Consider the following 24022-nt stretch of genomic DNA (forward strand, 5'->3'; position numbering starts at 1 on the left):
CACACAAATTTGAACAAAGCAACGTAAGCCACTAAGAAATCAGCAAATTTGGGACTTTGATCAATCTTGCCAGAGCACCTGCCCAGCACTTTTCTCGATCGCTTCGAGCTTCGCGCGATGGGCGGCCAACTCTTCATCGCTGGCGCGAATCACCGGTGTCGGCGTCCGCTGGGCCGACAGGGGGCGCCGCTCCTGCCCGGAGCTGTCATTGCCACTGCCCGCCGATGAACTTCCTCCCAGAGACAGTGCCGTCTGGCCACCGGTCATCAGCAGATAAACATCGGCCAGAATCTCGGCATCCAACAGGGCGCCGTGCAGCTCGCGCTGGGCATTATCCACGCCATAGCGCTTGCACAGCGCATCCAGGTTGTTTTTTTGCCCCGGGTGCTTGCTTCGGGCGAGGACCAGGCTGTCGATCACGCCGCAACGACGGGTAATAGAGCCAAACCGGGCATTCCACTGTTTGAGTTCGTGGTCGATAAAACCGATATCAAACGGCGCGTTGTGAATCACCAGCTCCGCACCATCGACAAAGGCCACAAAGTCTTCAACAATCTGCGCAAACACCGGCTTGTCCGCCAGCATCTCATTGGTGATACCGTGCACCTCCATCGCGCCGGCATCCACTTCCCGCTCCGGATTGATGTACTGATGATAATGACGTCCGGTCAGCTTCCGGTTGACCAGCTCCACACAGCCGATTTCGATGATTTTGTGGCCCTGGGAGGGCTCCAGACCCGTCGTTTCGGTATCCAGTACGATCTGTCGCACGCTCAACTCCTCAATTCGTCAATGCCGCGGTTGGCCAGCTGGTCTGCCAACTCGTTCTCCCGGTGTCCACTGTGCCCCTTGACCCAGCGCCAGTCAATTCGATGGGTCTGTACCGCCCGATCCAGCGCCTGCCACAAATCGACGTTTTTGACGGGCTTTTTGGCGGAGGTTTTCCAGCCGTTGCGTTTCCAGCCCTTCATCCACTCGCTGATGCCCTTACGCACATACTGAGAGTCCGTGGTCAGGACCACCTCACAGGGCTCCCGCAGGGCGTCTAGTGCTTCAATGGCCGCTCGCAGTTCCATCCGGTTGTTGGTGGTCTCGGCTTCACCACCGTACAGGCTCTTTTCCTGACCGTTGAAGCGCAGTAGCGCTCCCCAGCCGCCGGGCCCGGGGTTCCCCCGGCAGGCACCGTCCGTAAATATCTCAACTTTTTTCAAACTATCACCAGCAATTCATTGATTTTCAATACTTTTGATCTTTTCTCATGGGCTGGGCGCCCAGCCCCGGCAACGACGACGGGCGCCGCTCCCACGCGGGTTTAACAGGAACCGCACCACCCAGCTCCTTGCAGGCAAGCACTTGATAGAAGGCGCCCCCCGGGAGGTGCAGCCTTTTACCCCACTGGTCACACCATTGTAAACGACGCAAAGCGCCCGGATGCTGCACCGCCGGGCGGTAAAAGCCGCGCTGAACGCGGTCCGGCTCAAGATCCAGCAACTGCAGCCAGTCCAACAAACGTCCAAGCCTCAACGGCTGATGGCGCCAGAGCGCGTGCCGGCTGAACAGGCGTGCGACGTGGCGGGTGAGCCCGAAGCCACTCCAGGGATTGAACCCCACCACAACCAGACATCCCCGGGGGATCAAGACCCGTTGAGCCTCTCGTAGCAGCTGATGGGGCGTCGGACTGAAATCCAGTGCGTGGTGCAGCACCACCAGATCAACCGACCCGGAAGGCAGCGGCAGCTGTCGGGGGTCGGCGATCAATGACGACAGTGAACCGGCCCCGGCATCACGGAAGGCAATCGTCACGCGATGAGTGATCCGGCTGCTGCCGGTCATATCCAGCGCTGGATCGACACCAATCTGCAGCAGATGGTAGCCAAACAGGTCCTGCAGCGCGCCCTCGAGGGTGAGCTTCTCCGCCGCCAACATCGCCTGCCCGAGAGGGGTACCGAACCAGGCCGCCATTTCCCGGGCCGACTGATCCGCCGGCGGCACGCCAAAACGCTGCCTCCGCCAAGCCCGAACCCGGCTCAGGAACTTGTCTGAAGTCATAGTAATCGCCCCACTCGGCGGTTGCGCAGGCATCCGCTATGCTGAGAGTATACTCGCTTAACCCCATGAAAACAGGAGCCTTTAATGCGCGAACCCATTGGTATTCCCGCACTGGACAGCAACTATTTCTGGCTGCTGCCCGTGGACGATACCCCGGAGTGCCAGAGTGGCGACGTGTATCTGATCGATCCTGGCGACGCCCAACCGGTACTTGAAACACTGAAGCGGGAGAAATTCAGGCTCAGAGGCATCCTGATCACCCACCACCACTGGGATCATACCGACGGATTGGACGGAATTCTGAGCCGCCTGAGAGTCCCGGTGCATGGCCCGGACTCAGTACCTCAAGTGAACCAGGTCGTGAAAGACGGTGATCGGTTAGAACTGCCGGGCCTGACCCTGTCAGTCATGGCCGTTCCCGGCCATACACTGGACCACCTCGCCTACTTTCAGGCGGCGACACAAGAAGCTCCCCCGAGGCTGTTCTGCGGCGACGCCCTGTTTGCCGCGGGCTGCGGCCGACTGTTTGAGGGGACACCGGCGCAAGCACAGACGTCTCTGGACAGGCTCAACACACTGCCGGGCGAGACCCGGATCTACTGTGCTCACGAGTACACTCAGACCAACCTGCGTTTTGCCCTGTCGGTGGAGCCCGACAATGCGGCCGTGCGCAAGCGCCTGGACCATGTCAGCGAGTTGAGAGCCAGCCACCGGCCGACCCTCCCCAGTGAACTCTCCCTGGAGCGGGAGACCAACCCTTATTTGCGCACGGACGACCCCTCCCTGGTGAGCGCTCTGGGTCTGCCCCCCAATAGCGAGCGGTCAAGAGTCTTTGGGGAACTGCGCTCCAGAAAAGACCGGTTTCGTTAGTCTGCAGGGAAACCCGGATGAACGGCGCGCCACATCCTCCGGGCGTTCCTTGACGCCCCCAATGAGAGTCCCTAGAATCGCGAAAATCCGCGCCTGGCGAACGACGTCTGGCATCACGTGTCACCAGCACTTCGGTAACCAATGAATCGACTCAAGCGCCCTCTCGCCCTGGCCGTCAGCCTGATCAGTCTCGGTGGCTGCCAGACCCTGACCCCCTCAGAACCGTCCAAAACCGCGGACCAGAACCGTCTGGTCATCGACGAATCGCTCTGCACCCTGGATCGGGAGCAACAGGCCCAATTCCTGGTATCAGATGAGGGCAACCTCTGGCCGCGCCTGAGAGACGGCTACGGACTTCCCGATGTCGATCACCCACGAATCGACACCTACTTGGACTGGTACGCCCGTCACCCACATTACATGGAGCGGGTCATCGAGCGGGGCCAGCGCTTTCTCCACCACATCGCCAACGAGCTGGAAGCCGAGGACATGCCGCTCGAATTGGCGCTGCTGCCCATTGTCGAAAGCGCCTTTGACCCCTTTGCCTATTCCCACGGCCGGGCCTCCGGCATCTGGCAATTTGTCCCCGCCACCGGTCGTCAGTACGGCCTCAAACAGAACTGGTGGTACGACGGACGCCGGGATGTGGTCGCCTCCACCGACGCCGCCATTCGCTACCTGAAGTACCTCAACGAGCTGTTTGACGGCGACTGGTTGCTTGCCCTGGCGTCCTATAACACTGGCCAGGGTAATGTCATGCGCCGAATCCGCAGCAACGAGCGACGCGGCAAGCCAACCGACTTCTGGTCCCTGAACCTGCCCAGGGAAACCCGGGCCTATGTGCCCCAATTATTGGCCCTTGCCAGAGTGATTGGCGAGCCCGAAAAGTACAATCTTGCCCTCAACCCCGTCCCGGACGAGCCCTACTTTCGGATCGTGGATGTGGAGTCACAGATCGATCTGGCACAGGCGGCCGAGCTGGCCGAACTGGAGCTGGACGAGCTCTACCTCCTGAACGCCGGCTACAATCGCTGGGCCACGGATCCGGACGGCCCCCACCGGCTGTTGATCCCCGTCCAGCATGAAGAGACCTTCCGCGCCAACCTGGCCAGCATTCCGACCCGCGAGCGGGTGGGCTGGGATCGCTACCGGGTGGTCAGTGGCGACTCATTGATCACCATCGCCCGCCGCTATCGCACCAGTGTCGACACCATCAAAAGTGTCAATCAACTGAACAGCAACATCATCCGGGCCGGACAGACCCTCATGATTCCCACCGCCAAGCATCCGGCCAACCGCTACGCTTTCAGCGCCGACCAGCGTCGCCAACGGACACAGAATCGCTCTCAGGGCAGTGAAGGCAGCACCAGGGTCGACTACCAGGTGCGCCCGGGAGACAGCTTCTGGACGATTGCCAAGCGCCATGGCATCACCGTAGGGGCGCTGACCAACTGGAATGGCATGGCCCCGGGCGACACCCTGATGCCGGGCCAGACGCTGGTGATCTGGACCGAACAGCAAGACATGACCAGCAGTGCTCAAGGCGATCGCCGCTCCGTCGTGCGCAAGGTGCATTACCGTGTCCGCAAAGGGGACTCGATCGCTCGAATCGCCAATCGCTTCAATCTGTCAGTCCAGGATATTCTGCGTTGGAACACGGTGTCCGCATCCAGCTACATTCATCCGGGACAATCCCTGACCCTGTTCGTGGATGTGACCAACAACGCTTCGTTCTGATCACACCCCCGGTTTCACAGGCACAAAAAAACCGCCTTTAATAGGCGGTTTTTTTGTGCCTGAGGCTTCGCGGACCAGAGGGTCCGCCACCTTTGACTGTCAGCCCATCAACGCTCGACAGTGACGTCTTGGCGCAACTGTTCACGATACGCAAGGTATTCCTGCTGCCCTTGCATCTGCGCCAGGTTGCGTCGCAGCGACTGCTGCTCCTCTTCACTCAGATCGCTCCACTGGCCATCCTGCGCCTGGGTCAACACCACAACGGCATAGCCATCGCGGATCGACACACCACTGACCACGGGCTCACCAGAGGGCTTGGGCAGTGAAAACACATGCTGGACCAGCGCGCGGTCCAGATCGCTTGCGCGACGCTCAACCTTTTCCTCCGCCTGAACTTCAAGCCCGGCCTCTTCCGCCACCGCGGAGAGTGATTCGCCAGACGCCACCGCCTCACGAAGAGCTTCACCGCGCTCCGCCAGCAAAGACTGGATCCGCTCATTGCGCAACTGCCGGGCAATCTGTTCGCGCACTTCCTCCAGGGGCTTGACGTAGGCCTCCTGGTAGTCGGTCTTCTTGATCACCACGACCCGATCGTTTGCCAACTCGATCAGATCACTGCTGTTTTCACGCTCGAGAACTTCCTCCGAAAATGCCGCTTCGACAACAGTGGTCTCCCCGGCCACTCCCGGGCCACCATTGCGTCCAAACAGACCGGTGTTTTCCAGGGGCAGATTCAACTCATCCGCGACAGATTGCAGGCTATCAGCGTTGTAGGATAGCTCACTCAGACGCTCCATCAGAGTGACGAATTCATTTTCCGCTTCGACCCGCTTGAGCTGCTGCGCAATGCGCTCCCGAGCATCTTCAAACGTGGCCACTTCCGAACCCCGCTGCTCGGTCACTTTGATCAGATGAACCCCGGCCTCGGTTTCAACCGGAGCCGACACTTCACCGACCTCTAGTGAGTCAACGGCGGCCATGAAGGCTTCGGGGAGGCCCTCGCCGGAAACGAAGCCCAGATCTCCGCCCTGCCCGCTGGACCCGAGATCTTCAGAGTATTGTTCGGCCAATTCGGCAAAAGAAGCGCCCTCTTCAAGCGCTCCCTCCACCTCGGCAATCCGCTCGTCGCTAGAATCTTCAAACAGAATATGGGCAACGCGACGTTCCGCCTCCTGCCCTTCCTGAGCCGCCTGGTTCTGCTCGAACTGGTCGCGCAGGGTCTGCTCATCAATCTCAATGTCCGCCATCAGGTTGGCAACGCTCAGATCAATATAATCGACGGCCACCTGCTCGGGCTGACGGAATTGATTCTGGTTACTCTGATAGAAAGCTTCGATGTCACTGTCCGTCACCTCGACCTGGTCCGCGACCTGATCGCGGCTCAGGGTGGCGTACTGGAAATCGCGGCTCTGGAAGTTCAATGCAGCAAACCGCTCCAGCTCGGCTGGAGTCACAAAGCCACTGGCGGCGACACCGGAAGACAACTGATTCAGCAGCAGTTCCTGACGCAGCAGGGCCTTGTACTGGGCAGGGGTATAGCCCATGGAGCGCAGCACCTGTTGGTAGCGATTCGGATCAAACTGGCCACTGTCACCCGCGAACTGCGGGAAACTCAGAATCAACTGATCCAGAGTGCTTTCACTGACCCCCATACCCTGCTTGCGGGCATGCTGAATCAGGACTTTGCGCTGGACCAGCGCCTCAATGGCCGGCTCGCGCAGACGCTCATCGCTGACAAATTCGGAAGGAACGGAGTCGCCATACTGATTGAGAATCTGCTGGCGCTGGCGATAGATTTCCCGAGCCACCTCATTCTCGGTAATGGATTCACCATCAACGGAAACCACTTCGCCGGAGCGGCTGGAACCCGAAAACAGCGCTTCGGCACCGGACAAAGCGAAAATAATCACCAGGAAGCCGACCAGAATACCGGCTACCACACCTTTGGAGTTGTCGCGAATCGTCTGCAGCATTGTCTGCTCCTAGTCATAAACCCGTTGGGACGATCGATTCCAACGCGCTTTCTTATCATCTTGCTCAAACCAGGGACTGAGCGAGTCGATCTGGTTGAATAAAGAAAAGGCGCACCTCTAGGGATGCGCCTCCTCATACTGCCGGGTCAGTTCTATCTGGATTCTGGAGCGATTACTCAACTCGCTGAAACCAGACTATGAATGCTCCCGGCAATCACCGAAAACGCGCACAGGGCGCGTCAAAAACGCTTAGTTGACCGCGTCTTTCAGTGCCTTACCCGCTTTAAAACTGGGCACCTTGGCAGCGGCGATCTGGATCTCGGCGCCGGTCTGTGGGTTGCGGCCGGTGCGCGCGGCACGCTCTTTCACAGCGAAGGTACCAAAACCGACCAGAACAACCTGATCGCCCTTCTGCAGAGCACCAGTAATGTTGTCAACCATTGCGTCGAGCGCACGGCCGGCAGCAGCTTTAGGAATATCCGCAGATGCGGCGATGGCTTCAATCAGCTCGGATTTGTTCACACTTAACCCCTTTTGATTATTTGCTTCAGAAATCGATGGCGCAGGTTACTGTTCAAAATCAATCCCCGACCATTCAATGTCGGCTCATGACCCGCTCAGGTTAGTACCCGTTCAGGCTAACACCATTGGCCTGAACGGTGAGTTGGCCAGGACAGCAAATCGCCCCGTGCCGCCTGCTTGGCGAATGAACTGCGATTTATACCAAGTGAGGTCAGGCGGGTCAAGAAGACAATGTTAGCTTTGTGCGATTACTTCAAGGATTGAACGTTATTTAACCAAACCTGACCCGAACCGGGTATCAACGCCCTATTTTGTTACCCGGACACCAGCCCGAAGGCTGGCCCGGTTGTTACCAATGGAAACTTCCCTTTCGCCTCAATGGGTGCTGATACGGTTACCGCAATCATCCTGCTGAGCCTTTTTTTCCAACGCCTGATACTCTTCATCAGACAGCGGCTTGGGCATGGACTGCAGCGCAATCTGTAACACATCATCGATCCACTGTACCGGTTTGATGGTCAGGTCTTCTTTAATGTTATCGGGAATTTCTTTCAGATCACGCTCATTTTCCTGCGGAATAATGACCGTCTTGATACCTCCACGATGAGCCGCTAGAAGCTTTTCTTTCAGGCCACCAATCCTCAGCACTTCACCCCGCAAGGTAATTTCACCGGTCATCGCCACATCCGCGCGTACGGGGATACTGGTCAACACCGACACCAGGGCGGTGCACATCGCAATACCAGCACTGGGACCATCTTTCGGAGTCGCCCCTTCCGGAACGTGAATGTGAACATCCATTTTCTCGTGATAATCGGGCGCAATCCCCAGCACCTGGGCACGCGAACGAACCACGGTGAGGGCTGCCTGAATAGATTCCTGCATGACATCACCCAGAGAACCCGTCTTGATGACCCGGCCCTTGCCTTTGACCGCCGATGACTCGATCGTAAGCAACTCACCACCGACTTGGGTCCAGGCCAGACCGGTCACTTGGCCGATCTGGTTTTTATCTTCAGCCCGACCGAAGTCAAACTTCCGAACCCCCAGGTAATCTTCCAGTACGGCCGAATCAACCACATCTTCGCGCACGGTTTTGTCCTTCACATGGCGGGTGACCACCTTGCGGCACACCTTGGCGATTTCCCGCTCCAGACCACGTACCCCGGCTTCGCGAGTGTAGTACCGGACGATGTCGCGAATGGCTTCATCGGCAATGGTCAACTCGCCTTCTTTGAGGCCATTGGTCTTCATCTGCTTCGGGATCAGGTAACGAAGCGCAATGTTGAGCTTCTCATCCTCGGTGTACCCCGGAATCCGGATAACCTCCATGCGATCCAGGAGCGGACCGGGAATGTTCATCGAGTTGGAGGTGCAGACGAACATGACATCCGACAGATCGTAATCCACTTCCAGGTAATGATCGTTGAAGTGATTGTTCTGTTCCGGGTCCAATACCTCTAGGAGTGCCGACGCCGGATCACCCCGGTTATCCATCCCCATCTTGTCGACTTCGTCCAACAGGAAGAGCGGATTTTTTACCCCGACCTTCGCCATTTTCTGTACCAGCTTGCCGGGCAGAGAGCCGATGTAGGTGCGGCGGTGACCGCGAATTTCCGCCTCGTCTCGCACCCCACCTAGCGCCATCCGGATGAATTTGCGATTGGTGGCCCGGGCAATGGATTCTCCCAGGGAGGTTTTACCCACACCGGGCGGACCAACCAGACACAGAATCGGGCCTTTGATTTTGTTTACCCGCTTCTGAACCGCCAGATATTCAAGAATGCGCTCCTTGACCTCTTCCAGGCCAAAGTGGTCTTTCTCCAGCACATCTTCAGCCCGCTGCAAGTCGTGACGGACTTTACTGCGTTTTTTCCAGGGTACCTTCAGCATCCAGTCGATATAGGCTCGCAACACCGAAGCTTCCGCCGACATCGGGGACATCATGCGCAACTTGTTCAGCTCGGCACGGGTTTTTTCCTCAGCCTCCTTGGGCATACCCACTTGCTCGATTTTCTTCTCGAGCTCGTCGATTTCATTGCCCTCATCTCCCATGTCACCAAGCTCTTTCTGAATGGCTTTCATCTGCTCATTCAGGTAATACTCGCGCTGGCTCTTTTCCATCTGCTGCTTGACGCGCCCGCGGATTTTTTTCTCGACCTGAAACAGATCAATTTCCGCCTCCATCAACCCCAGTAGATGTTCGATGCGCTCGCGCACCGAGACCATTTCCAGAATGGCCTGCTTCTGCCCCAGCTCGAGGGTCATGTGCGCCGCCACGGTATCGGCCAGGCGGCCGGGCTCGTCAATCCCGCTGAGCGAGGTCATCACTTCCGAGGGTACTTTTTTGCTCAGGGTGACGTATTGCTCAAACTGGTTGATGGTTGAATTGATCAGGGCATCCGCTTGGTGCCCCGTCAGGGTTTCCTCTTCCAGCAAATTCACTCTGGCGCGAAAATGTTTATCAATGACTTCGACATTTTCGATCGCGGCACGCTCGCCGCCTTCCACCAGCACTTTCACCGTGCCGTCAGGCAATTTCAAAAGCTGGAGAATTGTGGCAACGGTACCGACGCCGTACAGGTCCTCTGCTTTGGGGTCATCGTCACCGGGGTTTTTCTGGGCTACCAGTAATACTTGTTTGTCGCTGGACATGGCGCTTTCAAGCGCCTCGATGGACTTGTCACGGCCCACGAAAAGGGGAATCACCATGTGGGGATACACCACGACGTCACGCAGCGGCAACAGCGGAATATCACTGACTTGGGTGGGAATGGGCTTGTCTTGTTGATCCATCTGGGTCGGTCCTCATAGTGGAAGGCCAGAAACTGCTTGTCGCGAAAGAGCGACACACTAAAAGATTGGGGGCTACCCCGCCGGATTACAAGTTTTTGACGGTAAAAAACCGCAAAGAGCGCCCATAAGGCGCTCTTTGCGGTTTAACCACGATACTGCAACCGCGTTCAGTCGCCCTTGGCTACCTTCGCTGGCGCCTCGCTCTGCTCATAGACTAGCAGGGGTTCCGACTCGCCTTTAATAACAGAGTCATCGACAATGACTTTCACGACACCTTCTTCGGAAGGAATCTTGTACATGGTGTCCAGCAGTACCGCCTCCATGATGGAGCGCAGCCCTCGAGCACCGGTTTTGCGGTCCATGGCTTTCTGGGCCACCGCCTCAAGCGCGTCACGGCGGAAATCAATGTCAACCCCTTCCATTTCAAACAGTCGCTGGTACTGCTTGGTCAGGGAGTTCTTGGGTTCGGTCAGAATCTGAACCAACGCCTCTTTGTCGAGCTCATCGAGGGTGGCAATGACCGGCAGACGACCGACGAACTCGGGAATCAGACCGTACTGAACCAGATCCTCAGGCTCGAGTTGATGCAGGATTTCGCCAAACTTGCGCTTGTCGTCCTTGCTTTTGACTTCCGCTCCAAAACCGATTCCACCTTTCTCAGAGCGGTCGCGAATCACCTTGTCCAACCCGGCAAAGGCACCACCACAGATGAACAGGATATTTTTGGTGTCAACCTGCAGGAACTCCTGCTGTGGGTGCTTACGCCCACCCTGCGGCGGTACGGAAGCCACCGTACCTTCAATCAATTTGAGCAGCGCCTGTTGAACGCCCTCCCCCGACACATCACGGGTGATCGAGGGGTTATCTGACTTGCGGGAAATCTTGTCGATTTCATCGATGTAGACAATACCCTGCTGGGCCTTGTCGACGTCGTAATCACATTTCTGCAACAGCTTCTGGATGATGTTTTCGACGTCTTCGCCCACGTAACCAGCCTCGGTCAACGTGGTCGCATCCGCAATGGTAAAGGGAACATCGAGAAGGCGTGCCAGCGTTTCTGCCAGCAGCGTTTTACCACTACCGGTCGGCCCCACCAGCAGAATATTACTCTTGCCGAGCTCGATCGGGTCCTTGCCCTTGTCGCCAACCCGCAGACGCTTGTAGTGGTTGTACACCGCCACAGCCAACACTTTCTTGGCACGCTTCTGGCCAATGACGTACTCATCCAGAATCGACGAGATTTCACTCGGCGTGGGCAGGTGTTCAGAGGGGCCTTCGGCCGCCGCTTCCTGAATCTCCTCGCGGATGATGTCATTACACAGATCGACACACTCGTCGCAGATGAACACCGAGGGACCGGCGATCAGCTTGCGCACTTCGTGCTGGCTCTTACCGCAGAACGAGCAATACAGCAGTTTGCCGTTCTTGTCGCCACTGTCTTTGGTGTGATCGGTCATTAAACCACTCCGTCTTAAACGCTTATAGGGGTAAAGATGCAACCTTTTACCCGGAATTTCAAGCTGGATTCGCCTGTTCGGCCTCCAGACTCAATGAAGTATACGCGCCGGGCACCGTTTGGATGCCCGGGCGTGCTGGCGTCAGCTTATTCAGCGCCTCCGCGGCGGCTGACCACGCTGTCCACCAGACCGTATTCGACCGACTTCTGGGCACTCATGAAGTTGTCCCGCTCGGTATCCAGCGCAATCTTCTCCACCGACTGACCGGTGTGATGGGCCATCAGCTCATTCAGACGCTCGCGGATACTCAGAATCTCCCGAGCCTGAATGTGGATGTCCGACGCCTGACCCTGGGCTCCACCACTGGGCTGGTGGATCATGACCCGGGAGTTGGGCAGACAGAACCGCTTGCCCTTCGCGCCGGCGGTCAGCAGGAATGCGCCCATGCTGCACGCCTGGCCGATGCACATGGTGCTGACATCGGGCTTGATGAACTGCATGGTGTCATAAATGGCCATACCAGCGGTCACCGAGCCACCGGGAGAGTTAATGTAGAGGTGAATATCCTTGTCGGGGTTCTCGGCTTCCAGGAACAGGAGCTGAGCCACCACCAGGTTCGCCATATAGTCTTCGACCTGTCCCACCAGAAAGATCACCCGCTCTTTGAGCAGGCGGGAATAGATATCGTAGGAGCGCTCTCCACGGGCGGTCTGCTCCACCACCATGGGAATCAAGCCGGATGCCATAACGTCAGGTACCTGTTTGGAGAATTCGTTCGACATAAAAACCGTATGTCCTTCTATTGACTACCGCGGCTCGACTGGACGGAACCGCTGAAAATGGTAGGGAAAGCTTAACCTGAGAAACGCTGATATGCCAGCATAAGGAGACTTCGGCGGGGAGAATGGCCACAAACTGTCCAGTTTGTGGCCATTTTGTACAATTATTGCTGCTTTTGACGGGTAACGATGTCGTCGTAACTGCTGGACTCATCGGTCACTTTGGCTTTATCCAAGATAAAGTCCACCACCTGGTCTTCCAGGGCCGCCGACTCAACACTGGACAGCAACTGACGGTTCTCGTAGTAGTAATTGACGACCGCCTCGGGCTCCTCGTACGTAGAGGCCAGCTCTTCCACCATTTCACGGACGCGATCGGCATCCACTTTGATCTGGTTTTCCTTGACGATTTCACCCACGACCAAGCCCAGGGCGACGCGGCGCTCCGCATCTTCCTGGAACATGGTGTCCGGGAGCAAAGATTTGACGTCAAAGTTCTGCTGCTGACCACCGAAGCGCTGCATCATCTGCTGACGCAGGGTTTCGATTTCACTGCTGACCAGAGCCTTGGGCAGGTCGGGCTTATGGGTTTCCAGCAGCGCGTCCATGACCTGGTTCTTGGTCTTGGCCTTGATGGCGTTCTTGAGCTCGCGGGCCATATTGGCCTTCACTTCCTTGCGGAACTGAGGCTTACCGCCCTTCTCGACGCCGAACTTGGCGTAGAAATCTTTATCCAGCTCGGGCAGCTCTTTCTCGGAAACGCTGTTGACGGTCACCTTGAACTCAACCGCGGCGCCGCGGAGCTCTTCCGCCTGATAGTCTTCCGGAAAGGTCAGCTCGAGGGTTTTCTCGTCACCGGCCTTCAGACCAACCAGGCCGTCTTCAAAGCCGGGAATCATGGAGCCGGAACCCAGCACCAGATTCTGTCCTTCCGCACTGCCACCCTCGAAGGCTTCACCATCGCGGGTGCCGACGAAATCGATATTGACCTGGTCGCCGTCTTGGGCGGCCCGATCCACTTCTTTCCAGCTGGCCTGGTGCTCACGCAGCACATCGATCATATTGTCGACGTCTTCTGCCGTCACATCTGCCTTGTAGCGAGTCACTTCAATTTTGGAGAAGTCGCCCAGCTCAACGGAGGGGTACACCTCAAAGGTGGCCACATACTCCAGGTCCTTACCCTCTTCGAACTGCTTGGGCTCGATGGACGGCTGACCCGCAGGCTTGACGTCTTCTTTACGCACGGCTTCATAGAAGCTGCGGTTGATGACATCACCCAGCACTTCCTGACGAACACCGTCGCCATAGCGCTGCTTGACCACTTTCATGGGTACTTTGCCCTTGCGGAAGCCGTTGATACGAATGTTCTTGGCAGCCTGCTGCAAGCGCTTCTGCACTTCGCTATCGACTTCTGCGGCGGGGACTCCCACCGTCAGGCGACGTTCCAGACCGGACGTTGTCTCTATGGAAACCTGCATTCTCTTCCTCTATACGCTATTCGCATCGGGGGGCCAATGCCGTTAAGGGTGACTCATGAATGATCTTAAATTGGTGCGGTCGGAGAGACTCGAACTCTCACACCTCTCGGCACCAGAACCTAAATCTGGCGTGTCTACCAATTCCACCACGACCGCTTTCACTGCCGACGCACCTGGCTTGCGGCGCGACAGGCAAACTTCACAGAACCGCCAAGCCACTGATTTTTATGAATTTTTAACAAAAATCAGCCCTTCGGCCGGCGTGAAGGCAGGAGATTGTGCCACAAGCCCCGGAAGGGTTCAATAAGCGCGCTCAGAGCTGCTCGATGCGGTAACCCGCCTGGCGGAGGTTATCGACCAGACCATCGGGACCAATCAGGTGACCAATCCCGACCACCAGAAATACCCGTTGCTGGGCGGAGAGGTAGGATTCCACAGCACTGGCCATGGCTTCATTGCGGGTTTTGAACACTCGCTGATAGAGGGTGCGACTGAAATGATCCTCGCGATCAAACGCCCCGAGGATGACCGACTCCAGGTCCGAGCGATCCCCTTCCCGCCAGGCCCGCGCCATTCTCCGCAACTGCGGCCCGGTGGCCTCGAGGTCCTCCAGAGTATGCTCCAGAAAAGCGCTCTGCTCCACTTCCGTCATACCGGCAAACAGGGACAATTGCTGCTCCAGGGTTTCAAGAGGCTCTACCGGCTTGTCCCCCCGGGCCAGATCAAGAAAGTAGCGGTCGACGCCCTGCCCGGCTCGGTAATCGCTGCGGGCCACCTGCAGATTGACCAGTTGCAGCGCCGCCAACCAGGGCCGCAGATGCACAATGGACTCAGTCTGCAGGCCCAACCGCTGACTGGCCTGACTCAACTGCTCCCACAGTGCCGGCGCGATGCGCTCGGACAGTTGAACGCCAGAGGGATAGCGCCCCATTCGCGCCAGAGTGGCGTGCATACGGTCGGGGCCGACCTGGGAGACATCGAGTTCTACGGCGAGCAGATCCGAGTCGCGGTAGGCATCGAGCACTTTATCGGGGAGAGGAAAAAAGCTGTCATCGCCGAAGTGCAGCGCTCCGAAAAGGTACACGGGCTCCGGCTGATCCGGGTGCTGAACCCGCCACAGGAGAGGTCGTGAAGGAGCCTCAACCATAGCCGTTGGGCGCACTTCGGAAAGCGCGTCGTGAATGCGGGCCCTCTCGGCCTGCAGCGCTCCCGACCAGAGCGTCGCGACGGACAGGAGCAATAGTGACGCCAAGGCACGCCGCAGCCCTTCGAAGAAGGGACGGGCGCCGCTCAGCCTGTTCGTGGGTGCAAGAGCACCGAATCTATTGACCACCAAACGCACTCCGCCGTCATCAGAGAGTCACAATGACGACGGAGTCTAGCAGAACCTGCACGAAAATCGACCCCTTTAGAGGGCGCTCAATTGATTCGCTCAATTACGGTGCTGATCCCCTGCCCCAGACCGATGCACATGGTGGCCACGCCCAGGGTCATATCCTGCTCCGTCATGGCGGTGAGCAGAGAGCCGGTGATGCGGGTGCCGGAGCAACCAAACGGGTGCCCCAGGGCGATGGCGCCACCATTGAGATTAACCCGCTGATCCATATCGTCCAGTAGCTGAAGATCCTTGAGTACAGGCAGCGCCTGAGCGGCGAACGCCTCATTGAGCTCCACGCACTCCACGTCTTCCATGGTCAGATTGGCGCTGTCCAGCGCCTTTTGGGTGGCAGGAACCGGCCCGTACCCCATGATGGAAGGGTCCACACCCGCCAGTCCCATGGACACCACGCGGGCCAGCGGTTTGAGCCCCAGAGCCTGGGCCCGCTCCGCGGACATGACCACCATGGCCGAGGCGCCGTCGGACAGTTGCGACGAAGTGCCAGCCGTGACCTGACCATTCTTGGGATCGAACACCGGGCGCAACTGCGCCAGCCCCTCCACGGTGGTGTCCGGACGAATCGTCTCGTCTTCCGCCACCATGATCGGAAAGCCCTCTTCAGTGTGCCCCGCCACGGGGACAATTTCCCGGGTAAAGCTTCCACGCGCCCGGGCGGCCGCCGCCCGCTGATGCGAGCGGGCGCCAAACTCATCCATCTGCGAGCGGGTGATGCCGTGAAGGCGCGCCAGGTATTCGGCGGTAACGCCCATATTTCCCGCCGCCTTGGCCACCGAAAGCCCCAACAGAGGGTTCGGATCAATGGCCTCGTACATCGGCAGGTGCCCCAAGTGCTCTACCCCACCAATCAGGTAAACATCCCCCAGGCCGGCGCGTATATTGGCGGTCGCGGTATGCAGTGCCGCCATGGAAGAACCACACAGACGATTGACGGTTTGCGCCGGTACCGAGTGAGGCAAACCGGCCCGCAGCCAGATATTCCGGGCAATATTGAAGGCCTGCTCTTCGCGCTGCAGCACACAGCCCCAGATGAAGTCATCGACCGATGCCGGCTCCAGGGCCGGGTTGCGGGACAAGAGCGCCTGGATCAGACTGGCGGATATGTCATCCGCCCGACTGAAACGGAAACAGCCGTTTTTGGACCGCCCCATGGCGCTGCGGGCGTAATCGACAATAACCGCGTCTCGGTGATGCAAGGTCATTGGGCACCTCCCTGAGAGGGAACAACAGGATAGAAAGGCTCGCCGCTCTCGATTCGGCGCAAAAGCCCATCGGGTAGATGGTACAGCGGGGTCAGGCCAGCCCAGGGTTCCGCCATGGCGCGGAAAGCGTCGAGGCCAACGGCATCGACCCAGCGCAGCGCTCCGCCACGAAAGGGAGGGAAGCCGGTTCCGTACACCATGGCCATATCGGCTTCGGCGGGCGAGGCGACAATCCCCTCATCCAGGCAACGAACCAGCTCGGTGACCATCGGCACCATCATTCGGGCCACAATGGCTTCATCCGACAAGTCGGTATTGTCCATCGGCTCCAGAGACTCCCGGGCCTGGGGGCTCGACTGTTTTTGCGGCCGCCCTTTGCGATCGTCACTGTAATCGTAAAAACCGCCCGCGCTCTTCTGCCCCAACCGCCCGCTGTCAAACAGCACTTCGGTACAGGAGGTGAAATCGCGCTGAAGTCGATCCGGATAGGCGTCGGCCATCACCTGCTCGGCGTGAATGGCCGTATCCAGTCCCACCACATCCAGCAGATAGGCGGGCCCCATCGGCCAACCCCAGCGCTCCATGACCCGATCAATCCGCTCGTAATCGACGCCGTCGCGCACCAGTAGCGCGAAACCCGCGAAATAGGGGAACAGCACGCGATTGACCAGAAAACCCGGACAATCATTGACCACAACGGGTTTTTTGCCCAACTGATTGGCATAGGCGACCGTTCGGGCAATGGCCCGATCGGAGGTTTTCTCACCCCGGATGATCTCCACTAACGGCATGGCATGCACGGGATTGAAAAAGTGCATCCCACAGAAATTCTCTGGCCGGCTCAGCGCTTCGGCCAGCGTGGTGATGGAAATGGTCGATGTATTCGAGGCCAGGATGGTGGACTCGGCCACCGCCCGCTCCGTTTCGGCGAGCACCGACTGTTTGACTTTGGTATTTTCCACGACCGCTTCGACCACCATATCCACATCGTCGAATCCGTCGTACCCCAGGGTCGGCTCAATCCGGTTCAGCGCCTCGCCCATGGCACTGGCGGTCATGCGACCTTTCTCGACACGCTTGACCAACAGCCGGTTGGCTTCTTCCAGCCCCTGCTCCAAGCCTTTGCGGGCGATGTCTTTCATTTTGATCGGCACCCCCTTGAGTGCCGACTGGTAGGCAATGCCGCCGCCCATGATCCCGGCGCCCAGGACCGCCGCGCGCGAGACACCCTGTTTGTCCTCGGCCTGCCAGCGCTTGGCGTTTCGAGCCAACAACTGATCATTGATAAAGATACCCACCAGAGCCTGGGCCACGGTTGTGGTCGCCAGGCGGGCAAAGGTGTCGGCCTCGATTGCCAGTGCCGCCTCACGGCCCTCGCCCGCCGCTTTTTCCATAACCTCGATGGCCGCCACTGGCGCTGGGTAGTGGCGCCCCGCCTGGGCGGCCACCACGGCCTTTGCCGTTTCAAACGCCATGGCGGCTTCAATCCGATTGTGCTTGAGAGGCGCGGTTTTGGCGGCTCGACGGGCGGCATAGTCAAACCGACCCTCATGACATTCTTTCAGGACATGCAAACCCGCCTCCCGCAGTTTGCCGCTCTCCACAACGGCGTCCACCACACCGGCTTTCAGCGCGGCTTTGCCATCCCACTGTCGGCCACTGGCAATCCACTCAGCTGCGGTATCCACGCCCACCAGCCGGGGCAACCGGACCGTGCCACCCCACCCCGGGATAATGCCCAACTGGGTTTCGGGAAGCCCGATCCGGGCCGAGGGCGTCATTACCCGATAATCGCAGGCCAGACACAGCTCCAGGCCACCGCCCAGCGCATAGCCGTCAATTGCGATCGCCACGGGGACCGGGAGATTTTCGAGGCGATTGAAGTTGCGGTTGTTGCTCGCCAGATAGTCCTTCACGGCCTGCTCGCCGGAGGCAAAAAACCCCTGGAACTCGCCGATATCCGCACCGACCATCAGTGCCGGCTTGGCGCTACTGATCAACAGTCCCTTCAGCTCGGAAGGCTTCGCCGAGGCAAGCGCATCGAGCGCTTCGCCTAATTCAACAACGGTCTGCCGGCCGAATTTGTTGACCGACTCACCTTGCAGATCGAACACTAGCTCGGCGATACCGTCATCGAGCATGACAAGCTTCAATGTGTGTCCCTGATACATACCTACAGTCTCTATTGGTCGTGGTCGAAAGGTGTGGTCGGAGTCAACGGCACTGGACAATCCGCCCCGCGGGCCACTACCGCGATGGCCGGCACCGAGCCGGTATTGCGCACACGGAACCACTGCCCCTGGGGCAGTTGACAGACATCGCCCTCGTTCAAAGTGTAGCAGCGAACCCCCAGAGTCAACTCTAGACGGCCCGACAGTAACCAGCCGGATCGCGCTGAGGACAGTTGCCAGGGCTCGGCCCCCGTGTCTGCGCCGGGGGCAAACTGCAGACGTTCAAGTGACAGGGAGTGACAGTCAGATCGGGGGAAGCGCTCTATCATCAACCCCGACTCGGGGTGTTCTGAGCGAATCACCTGATCGCGGGTCAGGACGATGCCCAAGGGGGCTCGGGTGTCCAATGCGAAAAATTGCGCCAGAGAGAGGGGGATGGCGTCGAGCAGCTTTGCCAGAGACCCCACCGAAGGGCTGATCTGGCCCTGTTCGATCAGGGAAATATTGCTGTTGGTCACACCGGCGCGACGGGCCAATTCGCGCTGGGACAGCCCGTTCAGCTCACGCACCAGGCGAAGCCTTTCTCCCAGCGCGATAGCTTCGGGGTCACGATCCGTCTGACTCACTCTACCACCCTGCCCGGACTGTGACAGTCAGCGACCGAGGAGCCGTTGCTGGTCGGCCGGCGGAAGGTTTTCGACGACTCGTTCGTAGGAGTGATCGATCAGTTCCAGGATCAGATCCTCGGGCACACTGCCATCCAGAATCACACTGTTCCAGTGGACTTTATTCATACGATGACCCGGCTGAATGGCCGGATAGGTATCCCGAAGTTCCTGGGCCCGATTCGGCTCACACTTCAGGTTGATGTAAGGCACGCCATCTTCTCCCTCGGCGAGGGTCGCAAACAGTTTATGGCACACTTTGAAAGACGCCACGCCCGGTCCTGCCGGTTGCAGCTCTACCGCTTCAGGTTTCGCCAATATGCTGGCCTTAGCACTTTCGTAATCCATTGATTTTGCCTCACACAAGGTAGTCGGTTAATTTTACAAAACCATAGTCTAACAGCTTAAAAGGAGGTTCGGCGATAATCACGATACTCTGGCTCCCAGAAGTTGCTCGCAATTTTCTGATCCATTACCTCCTCCGGCACCGGCATGGCAACGCCGTCTTCAACCGCCTGCCGGAAGACCGCCCGGGCAATCACCTGGCTCACCGAGCGGATCTCACCCAGCGGAGGCAGCAGTGCTCCCTGGCCGGTTTTTACCATCGGAGAACTCTCGGCCAATGCCCGACTGGCCGCGACCATCATATTGTCGGTAATCCGTGACGCTTTTGCGGCCACAACCCCCAGCCCGACCCCGGGAAAGATGTAGCTGTTATTGCACTGGGCGATCTCGTGACGCTGCCCCGCCATATCCACCGGCTTGAAGGGACTGCCAGTCGCGACGATAGCCTTGCCGCTGGTCCAGCGGAGAATATCTACCGGCTGAGCCTCCACCTGGGAGGTCGGGTTCGACAGCGGTAGCACCACCGGCCGCTCACAATGAGCCTGCATGGCTTCAATAACCGCCTTGGTAAACAGCCCCGGCTGACCGGATACACCAACCAGCACCGTCGGGTTGGCGTTGCGCACCACATCCAGCAGACTGATCTGGTCAGGATTTTTGCTATTGGACAGATCCCAATCGGCGACCTGCTCATCCGGAACACACAGCGGCTTCTGGAAGCTGCGCACGTTCTCCGAGCCCGAGCGCAACAGACCGGAACGGTTCAGCATGTAGATCCGACCACGGGCCTGCGCTTCGCTCAAGCCTTCCTGCATCATCAGGACAATGATCTGCTCCGCGATCCCGCACCCGGCGGAGCCGGCACCGGCAAACACAAAAGCCTGCTTGGCAAGGGACTCGCCCTTGGCCTTACAGGCCGCCAGTAGTGTACCCACGGTCACCGACGCGGTGCCCTGGATATCATCGTTGAAACAACATATTCTGTCCTTGTAATGCTCGAGCAGCGGCGTCGCGTTGCCCTGGGCAAAATCCTCGAACTGGATCAGGGCATCGGGCCAACGCACGCGCGCGGCTTCGATAAATTGATCAACAAACGCATAGTACTCATCGCCGGTGATGCGCTCGTGACGCCATCCCATGTACATCGGGTCGTTGATCAGGGACTGATTATTACAACCCACATCCAGAACGACCGGTAACGTGTAGGCCGGACTGATGCCACCGCAGGCGGTATAAAGTGCCAACTTGCCGATCGGAATCCCCATTCCACCAATACCCTGATCGCCCAGGCCGAGGATACGCTCACCGTCGGTGACCACGATCACTTTGACCTTCTGCTTGGTGGCATTTTGCAGCATGTCATCCATGCGCTCCCGGTCGGGATAAGTGATGAACAGGCCACGCTTGCGGCGATAGATTTTGGAAAATTGCTGACAGGCCTGGCCCACCGTCGGCGTGTAAATCAGCGGCATCACCTCTTCCAGGTGATCCACGACCAACCGAAAATACAATGTCTCGTTGGTATCCTGAATATTGCGCAGGTAAATGTGCTTGTCAATGTCGTTATGAAACGAGCACAATTGCTCGTAGGCGCGCGCCTTTTGCTCTTCAATCGTTTCAATACTGTAGGGCAGCAGACCTTCCAGATTGAAGTGTTGACGTTCCTGGGTGCTGAAGGCGCTACCCTTGTTTAACAGTGGGGCTTCCAACAAAGCCGGACCCGCGAACGGAAGATAAATGGGGCGTTTTTTCACCATGACACCTGCAACGATTATCAAAGAAACAAATGTTAACACAGACCCGGACACGGAGCAGGCCACCGCTTGCACAACCAGGACGGGTCTCGGCCTTAAGGTACTTTTGACCGGATCCCTGGTGGTCACTCTGACCGCCTGTCAGGGAGGTTCCGCGAACGAGCAGCCGGCCCCGGCACTACCGGAAGATCTGACCACGTGCCCGCAAGAGCGACCCGACGTCTGCACCCAGCAGTATGATCCGGTTTGCGGCTATTTTCAGCTTGCTCCAAAAGACGACGGGGTGACATCAAGCAAAGAGTGGGCGACAGAAACGTCGGCGGGCGCCGGTCAGAAACGCACGTTCGGCAATGCCTGTAGCGCGTGTGCGAAAGACGGGGTGATCGGTTTCGTAGAAGGAGAGTGCCGCTCGCCGTCGTCTGAGTGACTCAGCGATCGGCGGCGCTATCGTCGAGCAGGTTTTCAATAACCCGCACCATATTGTCATTGGCGCTTTTCTGTGCGCGGGCGCTCGTGGTTTTGAGTGCGTTGACTTTCCAGCGAGCCAAAAACCCCTGCACGCCAAACACCCACATCTGGGCCGAGACCCGAGTGCCCTCTTCACAGGCCGAGCAGGTCAATGCGACTCGGGCCCGATCCCAGGGCATTGGCCCTTCTTTGGCAGAAAGAGGTGTATCGTTCTCAAGAGCGGTGTACTGATAGTCGTAAACCAGACGCTCCGGCGAGCACACTTCGATCAGCTCCAACCGGGTACGATATGCATAATCGGCCTCGGGCACACTGATCCAGTACACCTTGCCCGGCGCGATGGAGCTGTCGTCGGTTGTAAGATGCGCACCATAAAATTCGGGCAGCTGCATCAGGTAGCGTTGAAAGTCGCTGAGACAGGAAAACACGTCGGTCAGTGGCCGCCGAATCAGATACTCGGTATCAAAAAAAAGCATTGCGCTCGCCCTGCCCTCAGGGCTGTCGAGTCGCGCGCAGCAACTCGGTACCGTCGGCATCTTTCAGAACCAACACATCGGACCCGGTCAACTGGACGGCGATGGCCTGAGGCAAGAGTTCAAACATCCGCGCCTCCTGTGCCATCACCGGCGCAGCACAAGCCATCCGGGTGCTGCCCAGTGACGAGTCGATGCGCAGCCCGGATTCGTCGTACTGATAGACACCAAAGAAGCGATTGCAGCCACCGTTTCCGGTAAGCCGCGGCGGCTCGGAAAACTCGACAAACGCATGGCTCGAAGAGTCCAGCTCATCACCGCTCAGCGCCACGACCCGCCAGCTGCCCTGAAACTCCGACAGCGACGGGCCCGACTGCTGTTCAGCCGCCGTGCGAAATGACTGGCAGGCAGTGACGGCTGACAACGCCAGCGCCATCAATGCCAGCGTTTTGAAGGCGCGCATTGTCCGGCGCATTAGCGACGGAACCCCGGGGGCAACTGGCCGCCGCCGGCACCGGGCATACCGCCGCCACCGCCCATCATGCCACCCATGCCGCGCATCATTTTGTTCATGCCGCCGCCTTTCATTTTTTTCATCATTTTGGACATCTGCTTGTACTGCTTCAGCAACCGGTTGAGGTCCTGAATCTGGGTGCCCGACCCCATAGTGATCCGACGCTTGCGAGAGCCGTTCAGCAGGTCCGGATTGCGACGTTCGAAAGGCGTCATGGAATCGATGATGGTTTCCATGACTTTGAACTGGGAGGTCAGGTTATTCTGTTGCGCCAGCTGGGCCATATTGCCCATGCCGGGCAGCTTCTCCATCATGGAGCCCAGGCCACCCATGCTCTGCATCTGCTGGAGCTGATCCCGCAAATCTTCCAGGTCGAAGCGCTGACCCTTTTTGACTTTTTTGACCAGCTTGTCGGCCTTGTCCTTATCAATTTTCTGCTCGGCCTGTTCGATCAGCGACATCAGGTCGCCCATGCCGAGAATACGCGAGGCAATACGGTCCGGGTGGAACGGCTCGAGCGCATCCACTTTCTCACCCGTGCCGAGGAACTTGATCGGTTTGCCGGTTACCTGACGGACCGAGAGCGCCGCACCGCCGCGCGCATCGCCGTCGGCTTTGGTCAGCACCACACCCGTCAGGGGCAGCGCCTCATTGAACGCCTTGGCGGTGTTGACCGCATCCTGACCGATCATGGCGTCGATCACAAAGAGCGTCTCGGCCGGATTGACGGCCTTGTGCAACGCCTGAATCTCTTCCATCAGAGTATCGTCAATATGCAACCGGCCGGCGGTGTCGACAATGACCACGTCCGCGAACTGCTTGCGCGCGTGTGCGATCGCGGCATCGGCGATCGCCACCGGCTTCTGTTCGGCGGTGGAGGGGAAGAAGTCCACGCCTACTTCTTCGGCCAGGGTCTCCAACTGCTTGATGGCCGCCGGACGGTAAACGTCGGCACTGACCACCAGCACCTTTTTCTTTTCCCGCTCTTTCAGGTAGCGGGCGAGCTTGGCCACAGAGGTGGTTTTACCGGCCCCCTGAAGGCCCGCCATCAGGATCACTGCCGGAGGCTTGACCGCCAGATCGAGAGTCTCGTTGGCAGCCCCCATCACGGACACCAGCTCTTCCTGGACGATCTTCAGGAATTGCTCGCCCGGGTTGAGCGCCTTGCTGATTTGCTGTCCCAGCGCCTTGCTGCGAACCTGGGCGACGAAGGCCTTCACAACCGGCAGCGCAACATCCGCCTCCAACAGCGCTTTGCGTACCTCCCGCAGGGTGTCTTTGATATTATCTTCGGTCAGCCGGGCCTTGCCGGTCACCCGGCGCAGACTATCGGATAAGCGATCACTCAGCGTATTGAACATGGTTACTCTCGA

At 58.5% G+C, this 24022-nt stretch carries 21 protein-coding genes and 1 tRNA gene; 3 read left to right on the top strand and 19 right to left on the bottom strand.

All coding sequences use genetic code 11. The features are described from left to right. Nucleotides 1-60: 60 nt before the first annotated feature. The 3 genes from dnaQ to EDC38_RS04005 are packed head-to-tail and all read right to left on the bottom strand — an operon-like array spanning nucleotide 61 to nucleotide 2049. Entirely contained in the window at nucleotides 61-771 is a 711-nt protein-coding gene (gene dnaQ, locus EDC38_RS03995) for a DNA polymerase III subunit epsilon (protein WP_024460221.1), read from the bottom strand. Nucleotides 772-773: 2 nt separating this feature from the next. Then, complete coding sequence (rnhA, locus tag EDC38_RS04000) at nucleotides 774-1211, bottom strand: ribonuclease HI (protein ID WP_024460222.1); 438 nt, start codon at nucleotides 1209-1211, stop codon at nucleotides 774-776. A gap of 25 nt (nucleotides 1212-1236) precedes the next feature. Then, the gene (locus EDC38_RS04005) at nucleotides 1237-2049 is read right to left on the bottom strand and encodes a class I SAM-dependent methyltransferase (protein ID WP_170162847.1); all 813 of its coding nucleotides are present in this window, start codon (nucleotides 2047-2049) and stop codon (nucleotides 1237-1239) included. Between the two features lie 84 nt (nucleotides 2050-2133). Here EDC38_RS04005 and gloB point away from each other — a divergent pair, with 84 nt between their 5' ends. Together gloB and EDC38_RS04015 are read left to right on the top strand one after the other, a co-directional pair. Then, the gene (gene gloB / locus EDC38_RS04010) at nucleotides 2134-2919 is read left to right on the top strand and encodes a hydroxyacylglutathione hydrolase (RefSeq protein ID WP_123637405.1); all 786 of its coding nucleotides are present in this window, start codon (nucleotides 2134-2136) and stop codon (nucleotides 2917-2919) included. A gap of 141 nt (nucleotides 2920-3060) precedes the next feature. After that, entirely contained in the window at nucleotides 3061-4656 is a 1596-nt protein-coding gene (locus EDC38_RS04015; protein WP_123637406.1) for a lytic transglycosylase, read from the top strand. A gap of 107 nt (nucleotides 4657-4763) precedes the next feature. On the opposite strand, the gene EDC38_RS04020 is transcribed toward EDC38_RS04015, so the two are convergent. From EDC38_RS04020 to EDC38_RS04080, 13 genes are all read right to left on the bottom strand, one after another. Continuing rightward, nucleotides 4764-6629, bottom strand: coding sequence for a SurA N-terminal domain-containing protein (locus tag EDC38_RS04020; protein ID WP_123637407.1), 1866 nt, complete (start codon nucleotides 6627-6629; stop codon nucleotides 4764-4766). A 249-nt stretch (nucleotides 6630-6878) separates the two neighbouring features. After that, entirely contained in the window at nucleotides 6879-7184 is a 306-nt protein-coding gene (locus tag EDC38_RS04025; protein WP_483466469.1) for an HU family DNA-binding protein, read from the bottom strand. Nucleotides 7185-7526: 342 nt separating this feature from the next. Continuing rightward, nucleotides 7527-9947 carry an endopeptidase La gene (gene lon, locus EDC38_RS04030; RefSeq protein ID WP_024460228.1) on the bottom strand — a complete coding sequence of 807 codons (2421 nt, stop codon included), beginning with the start codon at nucleotides 9945-9947 and terminating at the stop codon, nucleotides 7527-7529. 167 nt (nucleotides 9948-10114) lie between these two features. Continuing rightward, nucleotides 10115-11404: an ATP-dependent Clp protease ATP-binding subunit ClpX gene (gene clpX, locus EDC38_RS04035; protein WP_123637408.1), complete on the bottom strand. Its 1290-nt coding sequence runs from the start codon at nucleotides 11402-11404 to the stop codon at nucleotides 10115-10117. A gap of 146 nt (nucleotides 11405-11550) precedes the next feature. Next, the gene (clpP, locus tag EDC38_RS04040; RefSeq protein WP_123637409.1) at nucleotides 11551-12186 is read right to left on the bottom strand and encodes an ATP-dependent Clp endopeptidase proteolytic subunit ClpP; all 636 of its coding nucleotides are present in this window, start codon (nucleotides 12184-12186) and stop codon (nucleotides 11551-11553) included. 161 nt (nucleotides 12187-12347) lie between these two features. Then, nucleotides 12348-13661 carry a trigger factor gene (tig, locus tag EDC38_RS04045; protein ID WP_024460231.1) on the bottom strand — a complete coding sequence of 438 codons (1314 nt, stop codon included), beginning with the start codon at nucleotides 13659-13661 and terminating at the stop codon, nucleotides 12348-12350. Nucleotides 13662-13732: 71 nt separating this feature from the next. After that, nucleotides 13733-13817 (bottom strand) — tRNA-Leu (locus EDC38_RS04050). A 157-nt stretch (nucleotides 13818-13974) separates the two neighbouring features. Continuing rightward, entirely contained in the window at nucleotides 13975-14994 is a 1020-nt protein-coding gene (locus EDC38_RS04055) for a TraB/GumN family protein (protein WP_170162848.1), read from the bottom strand. Nucleotides 14995-15080: 86 nt separating this feature from the next. Then, complete coding sequence (fadA, locus tag EDC38_RS04060) at nucleotides 15081-16259, bottom strand: acetyl-CoA C-acyltransferase FadA (RefSeq protein ID WP_123637411.1); 1179 nt, start codon at nucleotides 16257-16259, stop codon at nucleotides 15081-15083. Continuing rightward, nucleotides 16256-18430, bottom strand: a complete 2175-nt coding sequence (gene fadB, locus EDC38_RS04065; protein WP_123637412.1) for a fatty acid oxidation complex subunit alpha FadB — start codon at nucleotides 18428-18430, stop codon at nucleotides 16256-16258. The genes fadA and fadB overlap by 4 nt, the downstream gene beginning before the upstream one ends. Before the next feature lie 11 nt (nucleotides 18431-18441). Beyond that, nucleotides 18442-19056 carry a helix-turn-helix domain-containing protein gene (locus tag EDC38_RS16475; RefSeq protein ID WP_123637413.1) on the bottom strand — a complete coding sequence of 205 codons (615 nt, stop codon included), beginning with the start codon at nucleotides 19054-19056 and terminating at the stop codon, nucleotides 18442-18444. 27 nt (nucleotides 19057-19083) lie between these two features. Next, entirely contained in the window at nucleotides 19084-19413 is a 330-nt protein-coding gene (locus EDC38_RS04075; protein WP_246004329.1) for an MmcQ/YjbR family DNA-binding protein, read from the bottom strand. Between the two features lie 86 nt (nucleotides 19414-19499). Beyond that, nucleotides 19500-21197 (bottom strand): NAD-dependent malic enzyme, encoded by a 1698-nt coding sequence (locus tag EDC38_RS04080; RefSeq protein WP_123637415.1) that lies wholly within the window; start codon nucleotides 21195-21197, stop codon nucleotides 19500-19502. Between the two features lie 103 nt (nucleotides 21198-21300). Between EDC38_RS04080 and EDC38_RS16330 the strand changes: the two genes are divergently transcribed. Beyond that, complete coding sequence (locus tag EDC38_RS16330) at nucleotides 21301-21621, top strand: hypothetical protein (RefSeq protein ID WP_148071153.1); 321 nt, start codon at nucleotides 21301-21303, stop codon at nucleotides 21619-21621. Between the two features lies 1 nt (nucleotide 21622). Here the strand turns inward: EDC38_RS16330 and EDC38_RS04085 are convergent, their stop codons facing one another. Genes EDC38_RS04085 through ffh form a run of 3 tightly spaced genes read right to left on the bottom strand, consistent with a single transcriptional unit; the run spans nucleotide 21623 to nucleotide 24010 of the window. Next, the gene (locus tag EDC38_RS04085; protein WP_123637416.1) at nucleotides 21623-22138 is read right to left on the bottom strand and encodes a hypothetical protein; all 516 of its coding nucleotides are present in this window, start codon (nucleotides 22136-22138) and stop codon (nucleotides 21623-21625) included. Between the two features lie 16 nt (nucleotides 22139-22154). Beyond that, nucleotides 22155-22598 (bottom strand): META domain-containing protein, encoded by a 444-nt coding sequence (locus tag EDC38_RS04090; protein ID WP_170162849.1) that lies wholly within the window; start codon nucleotides 22596-22598, stop codon nucleotides 22155-22157. A gap of 11 nt (nucleotides 22599-22609) precedes the next feature. Continuing rightward, the gene (ffh, locus tag EDC38_RS04095; protein ID WP_123637418.1) at nucleotides 22610-24010 is read right to left on the bottom strand and encodes a signal recognition particle protein; all 1401 of its coding nucleotides are present in this window, start codon (nucleotides 24008-24010) and stop codon (nucleotides 22610-22612) included. Nucleotides 24011-24022 lie beyond the last annotated feature (12 nt).

The organism is Marinimicrobium koreense, from assembly GCF_003762925.1.
In the GTDB taxonomy this organism is placed as follows: domain Bacteria; phylum Pseudomonadota; class Gammaproteobacteria; order Pseudomonadales; family Cellvibrionaceae; genus Marinimicrobium; species Marinimicrobium koreense.

Coding starts and splice junctions, on each gene's coding strand:
- EDC38_RS04005 (WP_170162847.1), bottom strand. CDS start 2,049: ATGACTTCAGACAAGTTCCTGAGCCGGGTTCGGGCTTGGCGGAGGCAG.
- gloB (WP_123637405.1), top strand. CDS start 2,134: ATGCGCGAACCCATTGGTATTCCCGCACTGGACAGCAACTATTTCTGG.
- clpX (WP_123637408.1), bottom strand. CDS start 11,404: ATGACCGATCACACCAAAGACAGTGGCGACAAGAACGGCAAACTGCTG.
- fadB (WP_123637412.1), bottom strand. CDS start 18,430: ATGTATCAGGGACACACATTGAAGCTTGTCATGCTCGATGACGGTATC.
- clpP (WP_123637409.1), bottom strand. CDS start 12,186: ATGTCGAACGAATTCTCCAAACAGGTACCTGACGTTATGGCATCCGGC.
- EDC38_RS04015 (WP_123637406.1), top strand. CDS start 3,061: ATGAATCGACTCAAGCGCCCTCTCGCCCTGGCCGTCAGCCTGATCAGT.
- fadA (WP_123637411.1), bottom strand. CDS start 16,259: ATGACCTTGCATCACCGAGACGCGGTTATTGTCGATTACGCCCGCAGC.
- lon (WP_024460228.1), bottom strand. CDS start 9,947: ATGGATCAACAAGACAAGCCCATTCCCACCCAAGTCAGTGATATTCCG.
- EDC38_RS04090 (WP_170162849.1), bottom strand. CDS start 22,598: ATGCGCGCCTTCAAAACGCTGGCATTGATGGCGCTGGCGTTGTCAGCC.
- EDC38_RS04020 (WP_123637407.1), bottom strand. CDS start 6,629: ATGCTGCAGACGATTCGCGACAACTCCAAAGGTGTGGTAGCCGGTATT.
- EDC38_RS04080 (WP_123637415.1), bottom strand. CDS start 21,197: ATGGTGAAAAAACGCCCCATTTATCTTCCGTTCGCGGGTCCGGCTTTG.
- ffh (WP_123637418.1), bottom strand. CDS start 24,010: ATGTTCAATACGCTGAGTGATCGCTTATCCGATAGTCTGCGCCGGGTG.
- EDC38_RS04085 (WP_123637416.1), bottom strand. CDS start 22,138: ATGCTTTTTTTTGATACCGAGTATCTGATTCGGCGGCCACTGACCGAC.
- tig (WP_024460231.1), bottom strand. CDS start 13,661: ATGCAGGTTTCCATAGAGACAACGTCCGGTCTGGAACGTCGCCTGACG.